Source organism: Nocardia sp. JW2, assembly GCF_051843015.1.
Lineage (GTDB): Bacteria > Actinomycetota > Actinomycetes > Mycobacteriales > Mycobacteriaceae > Nocardia > Nocardia coubleae.
Genome location: NZ_JBPXLK010000022.1, coordinates 61817 through 77215, shown reverse-complemented (window position 1 = coordinate 77215; position 15399 = coordinate 61817). Strand labels below are relative to the sequence as shown.

General features: G+C 68.6%; 14 protein-coding genes and 2 tRNA genes. 10 read left to right on the top strand and 6 right to left on the bottom strand.

All coding sequences use genetic code 11. The features are described from left to right. Positions 1-6 precede the first annotated feature (6 nt). Positions 7-1668: an arginine--tRNA ligase gene (gene argS / locus ACSVDM_RS24960; protein ID WP_067490474.1), complete on the bottom strand. Its 1662-nt coding sequence runs from the start codon at positions 1666-1668 to the stop codon at positions 7-9. Positions 1669-1757: 89 nt separating this feature from the next. Between argS and ACSVDM_RS24955 the strand changes: the two genes are divergently transcribed. From ACSVDM_RS24955 to ACSVDM_RS24945, 3 genes are all read left to right on the top strand, one after another. Next, complete coding sequence (locus ACSVDM_RS24955) at positions 1758-2636, top strand: DUF3105 domain-containing protein (protein ID WP_067490475.1); 879 nt, start codon at positions 1758-1760, stop codon at positions 2634-2636. Continuing rightward, positions 2636-3322 (top strand): DUF305 domain-containing protein, encoded by a 687-nt coding sequence (locus tag ACSVDM_RS24950; RefSeq protein ID WP_439268331.1) that lies wholly within the window; start codon positions 2636-2638, stop codon positions 3320-3322. The genes ACSVDM_RS24955 and ACSVDM_RS24950 overlap by 1 nt, the downstream gene beginning before the upstream one ends. Before the next feature lie 114 nt (positions 3323-3436). Continuing rightward, a tRNA-Arg gene (locus tag ACSVDM_RS24945) sits at positions 3437-3509 on the top strand. A gap of 52 nt (positions 3510-3561) precedes the next feature. Here the strand turns inward: ACSVDM_RS24945 and ACSVDM_RS24940 are convergent. Continuing rightward, positions 3562-3927, bottom strand: a complete 366-nt coding sequence (locus tag ACSVDM_RS24940) for a hypothetical protein (RefSeq protein ID WP_439268330.1) — start codon at positions 3925-3927, stop codon at positions 3562-3564. A 298-nt stretch (positions 3928-4225) separates the two neighbouring features. Here ACSVDM_RS24940 and ACSVDM_RS24935 point away from each other — a divergent pair, with 298 nt between their 5' ends. From ACSVDM_RS24935 to ACSVDM_RS24920, 4 genes are all read left to right on the top strand, one after another. Further along, positions 4226-4846, top strand: coding sequence for an Rv0361 family membrane protein (locus tag ACSVDM_RS24935; protein WP_439268329.1), 621 nt, complete (start codon positions 4226-4228; stop codon positions 4844-4846). 65 nt (positions 4847-4911) lie between these two features. Continuing rightward, positions 4912-4983 (top strand) — tRNA-Cys (locus tag ACSVDM_RS24930). Between the two features lie 40 nt (positions 4984-5023). After that, positions 5024-5563 (top strand): MarR family winged helix-turn-helix transcriptional regulator, encoded by a 540-nt coding sequence (locus tag ACSVDM_RS24925; protein ID WP_439268328.1) that lies wholly within the window; start codon positions 5024-5026, stop codon positions 5561-5563. Positions 5564-5631: 68 nt separating this feature from the next. Beyond that, positions 5632-6669, top strand: a complete 1038-nt coding sequence (locus ACSVDM_RS24920; RefSeq protein ID WP_439268327.1) for a hypothetical protein — start codon at positions 5632-5634, stop codon at positions 6667-6669. Here the strand turns inward: ACSVDM_RS24920 and ACSVDM_RS24915 are convergent, their stop codons facing one another. Beyond that, positions 6670-7464 (bottom strand): enoyl-CoA hydratase, encoded by a 795-nt coding sequence (locus ACSVDM_RS24915; RefSeq protein WP_067490487.1) that lies wholly within the window; start codon positions 7462-7464, stop codon positions 6670-6672. 36 nt (positions 7465-7500) lie between these two features. Continuing rightward, entirely contained in the window at positions 7501-8571 is a 1071-nt protein-coding gene (locus ACSVDM_RS24910) for an enoyl-CoA hydratase/isomerase family protein (protein ID WP_439268326.1), read from the bottom strand. Between the two features lie 94 nt (positions 8572-8665). Here ACSVDM_RS24910 and ACSVDM_RS24905 point away from each other — a divergent pair, with 94 nt between their 5' ends. Beyond that, positions 8666-9211 (top strand): hypothetical protein, encoded by a 546-nt coding sequence (locus ACSVDM_RS24905; RefSeq protein ID WP_067490492.1) that lies wholly within the window; start codon positions 8666-8668, stop codon positions 9209-9211. 1 nt (position 9212) lies between these two features. On the opposite strand, the gene ACSVDM_RS24900 is transcribed toward ACSVDM_RS24905, so the two are convergent. Beyond that, the gene (locus tag ACSVDM_RS24900; protein WP_439268324.1) at positions 9213-10178 is read right to left on the bottom strand and encodes a GlxA family transcriptional regulator; all 966 of its coding nucleotides are present in this window, start codon (positions 10176-10178) and stop codon (positions 9213-9215) included. 101 nt (positions 10179-10279) lie between these two features. On the opposite strand from ACSVDM_RS24900, the gene ACSVDM_RS24895 reads away from it, so the two are divergent. Further along, the gene (locus ACSVDM_RS24895) at positions 10280-11068 is read left to right on the top strand and encodes an NAD(P)H-dependent oxidoreductase (protein ID WP_439268322.1); all 789 of its coding nucleotides are present in this window, start codon (positions 10280-10282) and stop codon (positions 11066-11068) included. 24 nt (positions 11069-11092) lie between these two features. Here ACSVDM_RS24895 and ACSVDM_RS24890 read toward each other — a convergent pair whose 3' ends face one another. Next, positions 11093-12052 (bottom strand): DUF2157 domain-containing protein, encoded by a 960-nt coding sequence (locus ACSVDM_RS24890; RefSeq protein ID WP_439268320.1) that lies wholly within the window; start codon positions 12050-12052, stop codon positions 11093-11095. A 115-nt stretch (positions 12053-12167) separates the two neighbouring features. On the opposite strand from ACSVDM_RS24890, the gene icmF reads away from it, so the two are divergent. After that, on the top strand, positions 12168-15383 hold the full coding sequence (gene icmF, locus ACSVDM_RS24885; protein ID WP_439268318.1) for a fused isobutyryl-CoA mutase/GTPase IcmF: 3216 nt from the start codon (positions 12168-12170) through the stop codon (positions 15381-15383). Positions 15384-15399: the final 16 nt, after the last annotated feature.

The window sequence follows — 15399 nt, the reverse complement described above, 5'->3', positions numbered from 1 at the left end:
CGGAGCTCACATGCGCTCCGGTGCGCTCACGCCGAGCAGGGCCAGGCCGTTGGCCAGCACCTGACGGGTCGCCTTCACCAGCTCGAGGCGAGCGGCGTTGAGCGGGCTGACGGCGTCGTCGCCCTTGGGCAGCACGCGCATGTCGTCGTCGGACTGGAACGGGTGGTACACCCCGGCCAGTTCTTCGAGGTAGCGGGCGATCCGGTGCGGTTCGCGGGTCTCGGCGGCGGTGGCGACCACGCGCGGGAAATCACCGAGGGTCCGGATCAGGTCACCTTCGCGACCGGACGTCATCAGCGCGAAATCCGGTGTCACAGTGGCGAATTCGGGGTACTTGGCGGCATTGCCGATGATGCTGTTGGTGCGCGAGTGCGCGTACTGCACGTAGTACACCGGGTTCTCGCTGCTGGCTTTGGTCCACAGATCGAGGTCGATGTCGATGCTCGAGTTCACCGAGGACCGCACCAGCGAGTAGCGGGCCGCGTCGACACCGATCTGCTCGACCAGGTCGTTGAGCGTCACCACGGTGCCCGCGCGCTTGCTCATCTTCACGGCCTGGCCGTCGCGGACCAGGTTCACCATCTGCCCGATCAGCACCTCGACGGTGTCGGGATCGTCGCCGAAGGCGGCCGCGGCGGCCTTCAACCGGCCGATGTAGCCGTGGTGGTCGGCGCCGAGCATGTAGATGGCCAGGTCGAAGCCACGCGAGCGCTTGTTCTGGAAGTAGGCGATGTCGCCGGCGATGTAGGCGGCGGTGCCGTCGCTCTTGAGGACCACCCGGTCCTTGTCGTCACCGAACTCGGTGGAGGCGATCCACCACGCGCCGTCCTTCTCGTACAGGTTGCCCGAGTTCTTGAGCTGCTCGACCGCACGCTCGACGGCGCCCGAGGCGAACAGTTCGCTCTCGTTGAAGTACACGTCGAAGTCGGTGCCGAAATCGTGCAGGTCCTGCTTGATCTGGGCGAACATCTGCTGCACGCCCTCGCGCCGGAACAGCTCGTGCCGCTGGTCGGCGGGCAGGGTGAGCGCATCGGGATGCGCGGCGACGATACTCGCGGCGATCTCCTGGATGTACTCGCCCGCGTAGCCGTCCTCGGGGGTCGGCTCGCCGAGCGCGGCGGCGACCAGCGACTTCGCGAACCGGTCGATCTGGGCGCCGTTGTCGTTGAAGTAGTACTCGCGCGTCACGTCGGCGCCCTCGGCGGCCAGGATGCGGCCGAGCGCGTCACCGACCGCGGCCCAGCGGGTGCCACCGAGGTGGACGGGACCGGTCGGGTTGGCGGAGACGAATTCGAGGTTGATCTTGGTGCCGGTCAGCGCCGAGCCGGTGCCGTACTTGTCGGCCGCGGTCAGGATCTGGGTGACGATCGCGCCCTGCGCCGACGCGGCCAGGCGGATGTTCAGGAAGCCGGGACCAGCGACCTCGGCCACATCGATGCCCTCGGTGGCCGACAACGCCTCGGCCAGCCAGCCGGCCAGCTCACGGGGATTCGTTCCGACCCGCTTGGCCACCTGCATCGCCACATTCGTGGCATAGTCGCCGTGTTCGGGGTTGCGCGGACGCTCCACTGTGACCTGCTCGGGCAGGACCGACGAGTCCAGTCCACGTTCGACAAGCACCTTCGCCGCGGTGGTGCGAAGGAGATCTGCAAGGTCAGCTGGAGTCACGAGTCTCTATCCTATTGGCTGGGCGCCTCGCAACCACGACCGCCCGCCACGAACGCACCGATCCATACGTCGAAAGAGCTAACCGAGCGATGCCGAGCAGGACAAGCGCAACATCAGCCAAGGCCGTCCGGGCCGCGGGGAAGTCGTCTCCGTCCCGCAAGCCGGGCAAGGGCAAACTCCCGCACAAGAAGCGTGAAGTGCCCTGGGGCCTGCTCGGCGGCGGCGTGGTCATCGTCGCGCTGATCGGCCTGCTGGCCTACAGCATCGTGCCCAAGTACATGGACCAGGCCGCGATCCGCGAAGCGCAGACCGACCTGTCCGAGTGGGCGCCCAGCGAGCAGAACCAGGACCCGGCGGCCAAGATCGAGGGCGTGGTGAAGCAGGAGTATCCGGCGGCACTGCACGTCACCGAGACACAGCGCGTCGCCTACGACAAGTCGCCCGCCTACGGTGGCCCGCACGATGTGGCCTGGGCCAACTGCACCGGCACGGTGTACGCCAAGCCGATCCGCATGGAGAACGCGGTGCACTCGCTCGAGCACGGTGCGGTGTGGATCACCTACAACCCCGACAAGGTCGACGCGGCCGGGGTGGAGAAGCTGTCGAACTTCGTCAAGGACCGGCCGTACACGATGATGTCGCCGTACCCGGCCCTCGACACCCCCATCGCGCTGCAGTCGTGGGGCCACCAGCTGAAGCTGGACTCGGCCGAGGACGCGCGCATCAAGCAGTTCATCTCCGCGCTGCGCACCAACCCGTACGCGCACCCCGAGGTCGGCGCCAGCTGCTCGAACCCGATCTTCGACGCCAACAACCCGCCGCCGTTCGACTCCTCGCCCTACGGCCCCGACGCCATCCCGATGGACGGCACCGGCGCCAACCAGGACGCGAGCGAACTCGGCGGACTGGGTTCGGGTGTCCCCGGCCTGCCGGGCATCCCGATGCCGGGCGCCCCGGCCGGTCAGTGATGAGTGAGACCACCGACGAGCCCACCGGCAGGCGCCCTGCCGGTGCGGTGCTCGTACTCGGTGCGATCGGCCTGCTCCTGCTCGGTGCCGTAGCGGGTGTGCTGCTGCGGATGCCGCTGGAGAAGGCCGAGCCGGCCGCGCCCGGGCCGGTCGACATCGGTTTCAACCAGGACATGTCGGTGCACCACGCCCAGGCCGTCGACATGGCCGGCATCGCGTTGATCGGTTCCACCGACAACGACGTGCGCCGCCTGGCCTACGACATCATGACCACCCAGTCGAACCAGATCGGCCGCATGCAGGGCTGGTTGCAGCTCTGGGACGCCCCGAGCCAGAGCGTCGAGGGATTCATGGGCTGGATGAGCGACACCGGCGGACACGGTCACGGCGCGAGCCCGACGACCGAACACCACGGCCCGGTGTCCGCGATGCCCGGCATGGCGAGCCAGGAGGAGATGACGGCCCTGCGCCAGGCCACCGGGCCGGCCTTGGACACGATGTTCCTGCAACTGATGCTGCGCCACCACCAGGGCGGCGTCCCCATGCTCGACTACGCCGCCGAACAGGCCTCGACCACCGCGGTCCGCTCCCTCGCGGCCACCATGTCGAAAACCCAATCCGGCGAATCGACCCTGATGACCACCATGCTCACCACCCGAGGCGCCACCCCCCTCCCCCTCGGTTGACCCCGGTGCCGGCCGGGATCAACCCCCCGGTCCGGCACCGTTTTTGGCGCACCGCACCCGATGCGATACGCTGTCGCTGCCCGATCGCCCCACCCGGCGACCGGCATCTATCCCGCCCTCGTAGCTCAGGGGATAGAGCGTCTGCCTCCGGAGCAGAAGGCCGCAGGTTCGAATCCTGCCGAGGGCACACCTGACAAGGGCCCCCGACCAGCGGTCGGGGGCCTTTGTCGTCCGCGAGGTCAACCGAAATCCGACATTGTCGAGATGATCAGCATCAAGACGACCACGCGCGCTACGTGGTGAACAGCGATCACGATGGTGACAATCGCGACTGCGAGCGCGACCAGGCCGAGCCGGGTTTCTTGTTCCGCACCGCCGAGGGCGCGGATCGCCAGCGCGAACGCGACGCAGGCGAGAATCCCGGGGACCGCGAAGTAGATCAGCGCGTAACCGAACTCGTGGAATTCGAGCGGGGAACGCAGTCGGTACATGACCAACGCCGAGACCGCCGCCGACAAGGCGAAGGCCACCGCGGCGCGCGCCGACCGGTTCGGCCCACGCCATACCCGCAAGAGCACATTCTGCGATGGCACAGGCTCTTTCATGTGTCGATGACTACAGCAGCGACGGCCCGCTGTACACCCCGAGGCCGGTATGCGGGCAGTCCGACCTGGATTCCGACGGGCGAAATCGGCAGGCTACGGTACGTCGGAAACATCAGCAGGACTCGAAGCCGCCTCCGGCCCATGAGTGCCACGGGTTCGAATCGCGCCGAGGGCGCATCGCGTTCCAAGCCCCGTCCGTTCGGTCGGGGCCTTGTCGGTTCATCGCAGTTGTTCATCAGGTTGTACGCACGGTTCCACAGGTTTCGGGGCCCTGTCCCCGGTGACAGCAGGAGCGGGCATGACTAATCCATCAGACGGGTTCGGGGACCAGCCCCAGCCGGGTCAACCACAGCCGGGGCAACCAGCGGCTGGGCAGCCGCAGGGCCGGCAACCGCAGCCGGGGTATCCGGGGGCGGGTGGTCCGCCGCCCGGCGGGTTCGGGGCGCAGGCGGGACCGCCACCGAAGAAGAAGCGCACGGGGTTGTTCATCGGGCTGGGGGTGCTGGCACTGGTCGTGCTGGGGGTTCTGGCGGCGGGGGTGGTGCTCACCGTGCAGGGGCGCACGCCGCTGGCCTCGGACGACAAGAAGATCGAGGTGGCGATTCGCGACTTCTACGACACGCTCGATTCCGACGGGTTCATCGCCGCGTCCGAACTGGCGTGCGCCGCCGATCGGGCCGAGATCGAGAACCTCACCCCGGAGCAGCGCAGACAGTTCGACACCGCGACGGTGTCGGTGCGCATCGATGACGTGCGCGACATCGTCATCACCGGCGACGACGCGGAAGCCACCGTGGTCGGTCAGCTGACCCTCTCGGTCGAAGGCGAGGAGCCCGACACCGAGGACAGCACCGAGGAACACCTCACCAAAGAAGACGGCACCTGGAAGATCTGCTCGGCCCCGGCCAACAAGCACTGACATTGCGATCACCGTGATCGCAACCCTGGGCACACCCGCCGCGCACCGGCATCATCATTGGCGAGGCGGGCGTGGCTGAGAGGTTTAGGCGACGGTCTGCAAAGCCGTTCACGTGGGTTCGATTCCCGCCGCTCGCTCTATGCGGAACGCGGCCCGGTTCGTGACATGATCGAAAACATGTCACGAACCGGACCGCTACCCCGAGACCCGATCGCCGAGGCACACCGGCAATGGATCGAGCACGGCTGGGGATCGGTCGCCGACGGCATGGCCCTCGTCACCTCCCTGGTCCGGGCCCAGCAGATCGTGATGGCCCGCGTCGACGAGGCCCTCAAACCCTCGGGACTCACCTTCTCCCGCTACGAACTGCTGCAGCTGCTCAGTTTCAGCCGCACGGGCGCACTGCCGATGGCCAAAGCCAGCGCGCGCCTGCAGGTGCACCCGACCAGCGTCACCAATACGGTCGATCGGCTGGAAGCGGCCGGACTTGTCGAGCGCGTGCCACATCCGAGCGACCGCCGCGCCACCCTCATCGAAATCACCTCCGCCGGAAGGAAATCCGTCGCCGAGGCGACCGAAGCGTTGAACGCGCAAGTGTTCGCCGAGCCGGGCCTGGCGCCGGACGAGAGCAAACAGCTGCTCGAGCTGCTCGCCCGGTTCCGCCATGCCGCCGGGGATTTCGACGACACGGCAAACCTCGCATTCCACGCGACCTGAGGGACAGAGCCGCGAATCGCGGGCCGACTCGCTTGGCAGGTAGCGCGAAAAGGTCCACCATGTAGCGCATGGTGCTGGTCCTCGGGCTGTCGGCAGGTGCGGGTGGTGCCCGTGCCGTGCTCAACCACACCGACCAACCGCATCTACCGCCGCTCGATCGGGTGCGCATCCCGCGCCGGGCGGGCGCCTCGGTGGAGGAATCGGTACTCGCGGCGATCCGCCGGATGCGGGTGGCGGCCCTTGCCCGCGACGAGTGCGTCACGGCCACCGTCGTCACCTGCCGCAGCGACCTGCACGGCGACGCCATTCGCGCGGCGGCGGGCCCCTCGGTGACCATCGTCGACGAACCGCTCGCCCAGCTGCGCTACCTGCGTTTCACCGGCCTGCTGCCCGACACCGATTCGGTGATGCTCTACGACCTCGGCAGTTCCGGCCTCACCGTCACCCACGCCGACTGCCGCACCGACACCATCCTCGCCAGTCAGCGCAGCACCGTCCTCAGCGGCGACGGCTACGACGCGCTGCTGCGCTGGCAACTGGCCAGAGGCGGCGTCGCGACCGACCGCCGCACCACCCGCACACATCGCGAAATGCTCAGCCGCGCAAGGGTTGTCACCGCCACCGACGCCGACACCGGCGAACGCGCCGTGGTCACCCGCAGTGATCTGGCCGCGTTGTGCGAAGCGGGACTGCATCATTCGGCATCGTTCGTGCGGAAGATGATCGAGGACACCGGCGTACGGCCCGGTGCGCTCGTCCTGCTCGGTGGATGCGTGCGCAACCCGGCACTGCGGCACGCCGTGGGTCAGCTGGTGGATCTGCCGATCGTGTACGACCCTGAGCCGGAATATGTTTCGGCACGCGGCGCGGTGCTGCTCGCCGCACGGAAACCCTCGCGCCTGCGCATGCCACGGTTGCGGGCGGGCGCGACGGCCGACCCGGTCGCACCGTCTGGGCCAGGTCGGCGCAAATTCCTCGCCGCCGTCGCGGTGACCGCGACCCTGGGCGGTGCGGTCGCCGGGCTGCTCGGCACCGAAGACCGGGCGGACGAGAAGAACCCGCCGACGCCCGCCCAGTTCATCGACGGCTCGCTCCCCGCGAAATAACTAGCTGTTGGTGAAGTTCGGCGCCCGCTTCTCGGTGAAGGCGGCCATGCCTTCCTTCTGATCGTCGGTCGCGAACAGCGAGTGGAACGCCCGGCGCTCGAACAGCAGACCTTCGGCCAGGCTGGTCTCGAAGGACCGGTTCACCGCGGCCTTGGCGAGCATGGCCGCGGGCAGCGACATGCTCGCGATGGTCTGGGCCGCCTCGAGCGCGGTATCGAGCAGCTGGTCGGCGGGCACGATGCGCGACACCACACCGGCCCGCTCGGCCTCCTCGACGCCCATGTTGCGGCCGGTGAGGATGAGGTCCATCGCCTTGGCCTTGCCGACCGCGCGGGTGAGCCGCTGCGAACCGCCCATGCCGGGGATGACACCGAGCTTGATCTCGGGCTGACCGAACTTGGCGGTGTCGGCCGCGATCAGGATGTCGCACATCATCGCCACCTCACAGCCACCGCCGAGCGCGTAGCCCGCGACGGCGGCGATGGTCGGCTTGCGGAAGTTGGCCAGGCGGTCCCAGCCGGCGAAGGTGTCGGCCAGGAACATGTCCATGTAGGACTTGGTCGCCATCTCCTTGATGTCGGCACCGGCGGCGAACGCCTTCTCCGAACCGGTGAGGACGACGGCGCCGATCGAATCGTCGCGCTCGAGTTCGTCGAGCGCGGCGGTGATGTCCGCGAGCACCTGCGCGTTGAGGGCGTTGAGGGCCTTGGGACGGTTCAGCGTGATCCAGCCGACCCCGCCCTTGCCGTCGCTGCCGCCCTTGCGTTCCAACAGAATCGTCTCGAACTCGCTCATGGTCTGCAGACGATACCGAGCGGCGCCGCCACCGGACTACACGGGCAAACCGAGTTCACGCTCGCCGAGCGGGGCGAAGTAGGCGTCGACGTGGGCGTCGGTGACCTCGGCGAGGGTCGCGGGCGACCAGCGTGGCGTGCGGTCCTTGTCGATCACCTGCGCGCGGATGCCCTCGGCCAGGTCGTGGGTGCTCAGCGCGGCCACGGTGATCCGGAATTCGACGTTGAGAGCGGCGGCCAGGCTGAGCGGGCGGGCGTTGCGCAGGGCGCGCAGCGTCGCCTTCACCGCGACCGGCGACTTGGCGAGGATGTCCTCGGCGGCCTTGGTCGCCTCGGGGAGGTCGGCCGCGCGCAGGGCCGCGATGATCTCCTCGACCGTGTCGGCGCGGTAGCAGCGGTCGATCCAGTCGGCGTGGGCGGCCAGCTCGGATTCGGGTGCGGGCCTGGCGAATCGGGCGATGGCCTCGTCGGCGGGAGTAGTACGCAGGGCGTCGAGGAGCGCGGGCAGGTCGGCCGAGGGCACGAAGGTGTCGGCGAAACCCGCGACGATCGCGTCACCCGCGCCCATCCGCGCGGTGGTGAGGGCGACGTGGGTTCCCAGCTCGCCGGGCGTGTGCGAGAGCAGGTAGGTGCCGCCGACATCGGGCACGAAACCGATGCCCGCTTCCGGCATGCCGATCTGCGAGCGTTCGGTGACGATGCGATGGCTGCCGTGCGCCGAGACGCCGACGCCACCGCCCATCACGATGCCGTCCATGATCGCCACATACGGCTTGGGGTAGCTGTCGATCATCTCGTTGAGCAGGTATTCGTCGCGCCAGAACGCGGCCGCCGCGGTGTCGAGCGGGGCGGGCGCGCCGGGGCCGCCGTCGTTGATCGCCTTGGCGTCGCGATGGATGGCGACGATATCGCCGCCCGCGCACAGGCCACGTTCGCCCGCACCGACGATAGCGACGGTGTCGACGGCCGGATCGGTCGCCCAGGCACGCAGGGCGTCGGTGACGGCCAGGCTCATCGCGTGGTTGAGCGCGTTGATGGCCCTCGGCCGATTCAGCGTGATCAGACCGAGCCGGTCGCGGACCTCGAACAACACTTCGGCTTCACCCATGTCCGTCACGATAAAGTCGGATGTCCGAGTACCCGCAGCCGCGAGGTGCGAGTTGTGACCCATTCCACGGCGGTGCGTGGGGCAGAATCGGCGCATGGGCACCGACAACTTCGCACGGATATCCCGGCTGCGCGCGCTGATCGACCATGCGAACACCGGTGCGGGCGAACGCGCGACCGCTCAGCGCATGCTCGACCGGCTGTTGCGAAAAACCGGTGGCGGCAACGCTTCTCGACCTTCCGATCGCGTCTACGGTGAGCGGCACCACCGGCCGGGCAGGCACGCGACCACGGCCGCCATCGTGGAGTCGGTGCGCGAGGACATCTCCTTCGCGCGCACCTTCGCCCCCGGTGCGCCCGGTGAGGTGATCGTGCACAGCCCACTGGCCGCGGCGCCGGCCGAACTCACCGTCGCGGTGACCACTCCCTTCGCCGACCAGATCGTCGTCACGATCGACGACATCCCGCCGCAGTGGGGCTGGGAATCCGACGAGTTCGACCGCATCGTCGCCACCCGCGACCTGCGCGCCCTCGCCGACGAACTGGCCGAGATCATCGACGCCTACAACCACTACGGCCCCGACGTGGGCCCGCGCTTCTTCCGCACCATCCGCGCCCAGCAGACAACCCTCATCCGCTGATCTACCCGCCGCCGTGGAAGGTGGCCCGGTACGCCGAGGGGCTGGTGCCCAGTGTTCGCGCGAAGTGCTGGCGCAGGGACGCGCCCGTGCCGAACCCGGCCCGCTCGGCGATCTGGTCGACGGTAAGCGTGGTCTGCTCGAGCAACTGTCGCGCCCTGATCAGCCGCTGCGCGGCGAGCCAGGCTCCCGGCGACATCCCGGTCTCGCGCCGGAATCGGCGGGTGAAAGTCCGCGGGCTCATGGCGGCACGCTCGGCGAGGACGCGCAGGGTGAGCGGTCGATCCAAGTGGTTCAGTGCCCATACCCGGGCGCGGCTGGTCGTCGACTCGTCCTCGGCCGGGAGCGGTAGGTCGATGAACTGGGCTTGGCCGCCTTCGCGATAGGGCGGCACAACCGTGCGCCTGGCGACGTCACCGGCGACGGCCGCGCCGTGGTCGGTGCGGATCAGATGCAGGCACAGGTCGATGCCCGCCGCTTCGCCCGCCGCGGTGAAGATGCCGTCGTCCTCGGTGAACAGCACCGCGGCGTCGATACGCACTGCTGGGAAGGCCGCGCGGAACCGGTCGGCGGACAGCCAGTGGGTCGTCGCGCGGCGCCCGTCGAGCAGGCCTGCGCGGGCGAGCACGAAGGCGCCCGTGCAGATCGACGCGATCCGGCGCCCCGCCGCGCGGGCCAGGCGCAGCTGCTCGGCGATCTCGTCCTGCGCGGGGTCGCTGACCTCGTCGAGTTCGTGCGAGGCCGGGACGACGATGGTGTCGGCGTTGGCGAGCGTCGCGCTGCCGTGCTCGACGGCGACGGCGAAATCGGCGTCCGTGCGCACGAGGCCCGGTTCGATCGCACAGGTCAGCACTTCGTAGAGGCGCTCCCCGTCGGCGGAGCGGGCCGAGCCGAAGATCTGGTGCACGATGCCGAGCTCCATCGGCATCACCCCGGTGCGAGCCAGGACCGCGACCCGATGGACAGCCATGGCCCGATCCTTTCACATATCGGCTTTCCGGCCACTGGTGCCCGTGTGCCGGACTCGGCAGCCTGAGAAGGACGAACGAGCTACCGAAAGGACTGCGACCGATGCGAGTGCTGTGGGTGTTCGCCCATCCGGAACCGCGATCGCTGACCGCGCAGCTGCGCACCGCCGGAATCGCCGCACTGCGTGAGGCCGGGCACGAGGTGATCGAATCCGATCTCTACGCCATGAACTGGAACCCCGTGGTGACGGCCGAGGACTTCGCGCATGACGGCGTCGAGCGGCTGGACGTGGCCGACGAATCCGAAGCGGCCCTGCGCACCGGGCGGCTGGCCGCCGACATCCGCGCCGAGCACGACAAGCTGGCCTGGGCCGACACCGTGGTGCTGCAATTCCCGCTGTGGTGGTACGGAATGCCCGCGATCATGAAGGGCTGGCTGGACCGCGTGCTGGTACAGGGTTACGCGTACGGGGTGCGTGATCCCGAGTCCGGTCGCACCCGCCGCTACGGTGACGGCGGCCTGGCAGGCAAGCGCGCCACGGCGGTGGTATCGGTAGGCGCCCATGCCGGGCTGGGACCGCGCGGCATCCACGGCGACCTCACGGAAGTCCTCTTCCCCCTGCTCCACGGCACTTTCTTCTACACCGGCATGGAGGTGATCGAGCCGGTGATCGTCCCCGGCACCAACCGGGTGAGCCACGAACGCTTCGCCGCCATCACCGCCGACCTGCGCGCCCGGCTGCTCGCCCTGCCGACGACGCCGCCCATCCCCTACCGCCACCAGGACAGCGGCGACTACGACGCCGACTGGAACCTGCGCCCAGCCGAGCACCCGGGCGGGTCCGGCCTCGGGATCCACCGCCTCGACAGCGAATCCCGCCAGGCTTGCTGACCGAACCCTCGAGCGATGGGTGAATCAACCGGGACGTTTCGGCCCGACGACGGTGGCGACCAGGCCGCCGGTGAGGACGATCGCGCCGACGGCCAGGACGACGCTGGCGACGGCGGGGCCGCCTGACGTGTTGTCGGCGACCACCTGGCCGACGCCGATCGCGATGCACGCGGAACCGCCGAGGACGAGGACCGGTTCGCGCCGGAGCAGGTAGGCGCCGAGAAAGATCACGCCGACGAAGCAGGTGAGCATGGGACGCCAAAGAGATTCGCCGAGGGTCACCGATTGCGCGCCTGTTGTCGCGATCAGTCCACCGAGCAGGAACCCGGCCCAGTCGAGGACGAGCAGCCGCGCCCACGCGAGCCCGAACCAGACGGCCCCGAAGACCATGAGCGCGATGCCCTGCCACAGCCAGCGGTGCGGCCCGTCGGTGAGCTCGACGATCGTGGCCACGCCGAAACCGGCGATCGCGACCATCCCGAGCAGGCTCGGCACCATCAGGTAGCCGAGCGTCGCCACCAGTAGCCCCGCGCACAGCGCCGCGATCTCGGCATCGCCACCGCGCGCACCGAACGCGATCGCCACTGTGCCGCTGGTCGCCATGGCCGCCAGCACCAGCAGCGCCGACGCGAGCCTGGTTCGTACGGCCGTGGCGATGGGCACACGGCGGAACAGGCCGCGCCGTCCACCTGCCAGCACCACGGCGCCACCGAGCGAACACCCGCTGACGACGGCGAGCAACACCACTCGCCCGGTGTCGGCGACATCGGCCCACGCCCGGTCGAGGAAGAGCCCGAGGCCCGCCGCGACGAGCCCGGCACCGAGGTAGGCGACGATCTCGGCGAGCACCCGCCCGGTCGGCGCGCGACCCGCCCGCTCCTGTTCCTCGACAGCTCGCAGCACCGCGTCGCGCTGGTCACCACTGATGACCCCGCCCGCGACCAGCCGCTCCAACGCCACGCCCACCCCGTGTTCGCGAACCATCCGTCGAGTATGTCGGCCGAGTGCCCGAACCGGCCCCTTTCGCCGTGACGCCGTTCACAGTAGGATTAGTTTGATGTCCTAGTATCGGGCGTTCTACAAAATGGCGGAGGAAGTCATGAGCACCTCATTGCACGTTCCTGTCCATCCGGTGCGGTTCGTGACTTCGGCCGCCCTGTTCGACGGGCACGACGCGGCGATCAACATCATGCGGCGCATCCTGCAGGCCCAAGGCGCGGAAGTGATCCATCTCGGACACAACCGGTCGGTGCGCGAGATCGTCGACGCGGTGGTCGAGGAAGACGTGCAGGGTGTCGCGGTGAGCTCGTATCAGGGCGGGCACATCGAGTTCTTCGAGTACCTGGCCGAGGCGCTGCGCGAGGCCGGGGCGGGCGACGTGCGCATCTTCGGTGGCGGTGGCGGTGTGATCGTCCCCGAGGAGATCGAACGCCTCGCCCGCAGCGGCGTGCGCATCTTCTCCCCCGAGGACGGCCAGCGCCTCGGCCTGCCCGGCATGATCAACGAGCTCATCCGGCTGTGCGATGTGGACCGCGCCTCCGTCGCCCCCGATCTGAACGCCCTCTACACCGGCGACCGAATCGCCCTGGCCCGCACCATCACTTGTCTGCAACAGGGCGCTCTGCCCGAAACCGATCGCGCCGCGATCCTCGCCGCGGCGGACGCGCGCGAGGTACCGGTCCTCGGGATCACCGGCACCGGTGGCTCCGGAAAGTCCTCGCTCACCGACGAATTGGTGCGCCGGTTGCGCACCGACCAGCAGGACAAGCTGCGTGTCGCGGTGCTCGCCGTCGACCCGACCCGGCGCCGCGCCGGTGGCGCCCTGCTCGGTGACCGCATCCGCATGAACGCGCTCGACGGCGAGCACGTGTACTTCCGTTCGCTGGCCACGCGCGGCAATCACGAACTGCCCGACGACATCGACACCATGATCGCCGCGTGCCGGGCAGCGGGCTTCGACCTGGTGATCCTCGAGACGCCGGGCATCGGCCAGGGTGACGCCGGCATCGTCGACCACGTGGATGTGGCGCTGTATGTGATGACGCCGGAGTTCGGTGCCGCCTCCCAGCTCGAGAAGATCGACATGCTCGACTACGCCGACGTGGTCGCGGTGAACAAGTACGAGCGGCGCGGCGCCGCCGACGCGGTGCGCGATGTGGCCCGCCAATTGATCCGCAACCGTGCGGAATTCGGTTCCGACCCGTCCGACATGCCCGTCTTCGGCACCAGCGCGGCGACTTTCGACGACGACGGTGTCACCGCGCTCTACCAGCATCTGCTCACCCGGCTCACCGAGCACGGCCTCACGGTGGAGCCGGGTGCGCTGCCCCGGGTGGAGACGAAGGTGTCGACCAGGTTCGCCCAGCTCATCCCGCCGTCACGGGTGCGCTACCTGGCTGAGATCGCCGAGACCGTGCGCGCCTACCACCAGGACACGGCACGGGAAGTGACTGCGGCACAACGTGTTCAGCGGTTGCGTGCGGTATACGAGGAACTGCCCGACGACACCGCCGTCGGCGATCTGTTGGAGGCGGCTACCGGTGATCTGTCGCCCGCCTCGGCGGCCCTGCTGGACGAATGGCCCGCGCTGGCCGAGAGTTATCGGGGCGAGGAGCAGGTTGTGCGGGTACGCGACCGTGAGATCCGCACCCCGTTGCGACGCGAATCGCTCTCCGGCACAAGCGTTCCCCGGGTAGCGCTGCCCCGCTACACCGACGCGGGCGAACTGTTGCGTTTCCTGCGCGAGGAGAACCTGCCGGGCCGATTCCCCTTCACCGCGGGCGTTTTCCCGTTCAAGCGCGACAACGAGGACCCCACCCGCATGTTCGCGGGCGAGGGTGATCCGGCGCGCACGAACCGGCGCTTCAAAGCACTCAGTGCCCACACCGAGGCCACTCGCCTCTCGACGGCCTTCGACTCGGTGACCCTCTACGGCCACGAACCGGCGCAACGGCCCGATATCTACGGCAAGGTCGGCACCTCGGGTGTCTCGGTGGCGACGATCGACGACATGCGCACCCTGTTCGACGGTTTCGACCTGTGTGAACCAACGACGTCGGTGTCGATGACCATCAACGGCCCGGCTCCGACGATTCTGGCGTTCTTCCTCAATGCGGCGATCGACCAGGCGGTGCACCGCTTCACGGAGTCGCAGGGCCGGGAACCGACTGAGCAGGAGGCCGCCGAGATCAGGGCGCGCACGCTGTCCACCGTGCGCGGCACCGTGCAGGCCGACATCCTCAAGGAGGACCAGGGCCAGAACACCTGCCTGTTCTCCACCGAGTTCAGTCTGCGGATGATGGCCGATGTGCAGGAGTGGTTCGTCCGCAACAATGTGCGCAATTTCTATTCGGTGTCCATCTCCGGCTATCACATCGCCGAGGCCGGGGCCAATCCGATCAGCCAGCTCGCCTTCACCCTGGCCAACGGATTCACCTACGTGGAAACGTATTTGGCGCGCGGACTGGCGATCGACGAATTCGCGCCGAACCTGTCGTTCTTCTTCTCCAACGGGATGGACCCGGAGTATTCGGTCATCGGACGGGTGGCACGGCGCATCTGGGCCGTCGCCATGCGCGACCGGTACGGCGCGGGTGAACGCGCCCAGAAACTGAAGTATCACATCCAGACCTCCGGTCGATCGCTGCACGCCCAGGAAATGCAGTTCAACGACATCCGCACCACCCTGCAGGCACTGATCGCGGTCTACGACAATTGCAACAGCCTGCACACCAACGCTTTCGACGAAGCCGTCACCACTCCCACCGAGGAATCGGTGCGCCGGGCGCTGGCGATTCAGCTCATCATCGCCAAGGAATGGGGGCTGGCGGTGAACGAGAATCCGCTGCAGGGCAGTTTCATCATCGACGAGCTCACCGACCTGGTCGAAGAGGCGGTGCTGCTGGAATTCGAGCGGATCAGCGAACGCGGCGGCGTGCTCGGCGCCATGGAGACCGGGTACCAGCGCGGCCGCATCCAGGACGAGTCGATGCGCTACGAGCAGCGCAAACACGACGGAACGCTGCCGATCATCGGGGTGAACACCTTCCGCGGCCCCGAAAGCGAGGCCGCGGCGCCGACGGTGGAATTGGCCCGCGCCACCGAGGACGAGAAACGGTCCCAGCTCGAGCGGGTGCAACAGTTCCGCGCCGAGCACGCCGAGGAATCGCATCGCGCGCTCGCCCGACTGGCCGAGGTCGCCCACACCGACGGCAATATTTTCGAGGTACTGATGGACGCGGCACGGGTATGCACTTTGCAGCAGGTCACTGATACCTTTTTCGCCGTCGGCGGACAGTATCGGCGGACCGTCTGAGGCGACCGAATGCGAC

What these genes read in the sequence shown, in the direction of transcription:
- ACSVDM_RS24940 (WP_439268330.1), bottom strand. Translation starts at nt 3,927, where the DNA reads ATGAAAGAGCCTGTGCCATCGCAGAATGTGCTCTTGCGGGTATGGCGT.
- ACSVDM_RS24915 (WP_067490487.1), bottom strand. Translation starts at nt 7,464, where the DNA reads ATGAGCGAGTTCGAGACGATTCTGTTGGAACGCAAGGGCGGCAGCGAC.
- ACSVDM_RS24895 (WP_439268322.1), top strand. Translation starts at nt 10,280, where the DNA reads ATGCGAGTGCTGTGGGTGTTCGCCCATCCGGAACCGCGATCGCTGACC.
- icmF (WP_439268318.1), top strand. Translation starts at nt 12,168, where the DNA reads ATGAGCACCTCATTGCACGTTCCTGTCCATCCGGTGCGGTTCGTGACT.
- ACSVDM_RS24920 (WP_439268327.1), top strand. Translation starts at nt 5,632, where the DNA reads ATGGTGCTGGTCCTCGGGCTGTCGGCAGGTGCGGGTGGTGCCCGTGCC.
- ACSVDM_RS24950 (WP_439268331.1), top strand. Translation starts at nt 2,636, where the DNA reads ATGAGTGAGACCACCGACGAGCCCACCGGCAGGCGCCCTGCCGGTGCG.
- ACSVDM_RS24900 (WP_439268324.1), bottom strand. Translation starts at nt 10,178, where the DNA reads ATGGCTGTCCATCGGGTCGCGGTCCTGGCTCGCACCGGGGTGATGCCG.
- ACSVDM_RS24955 (WP_067490475.1), top strand. Translation starts at nt 1,758, where the DNA reads ATGCCGAGCAGGACAAGCGCAACATCAGCCAAGGCCGTCCGGGCCGCG.
- ACSVDM_RS24910 (WP_439268326.1), bottom strand. Translation starts at nt 8,571, where the DNA reads ATGGGTGAAGCCGAAGTGTTGTTCGAGGTCCGCGACCGGCTCGGTCTG.
- ACSVDM_RS24890 (WP_439268320.1), bottom strand. Translation starts at nt 12,052, where the DNA reads ATGGTTCGCGAACACGGGGTGGGCGTGGCGTTGGAGCGGCTGGTCGCG.
- ACSVDM_RS24925 (WP_439268328.1), top strand. Translation starts at nt 5,024, where the DNA reads ATGTCACGAACCGGACCGCTACCCCGAGACCCGATCGCCGAGGCACAC.
- ACSVDM_RS24905 (WP_067490492.1), top strand. Translation starts at nt 8,666, where the DNA reads ATGGGCACCGACAACTTCGCACGGATATCCCGGCTGCGCGCGCTGATC.
- ACSVDM_RS24935 (WP_439268329.1), top strand. Translation starts at nt 4,226, where the DNA reads ATGACTAATCCATCAGACGGGTTCGGGGACCAGCCCCAGCCGGGTCAA.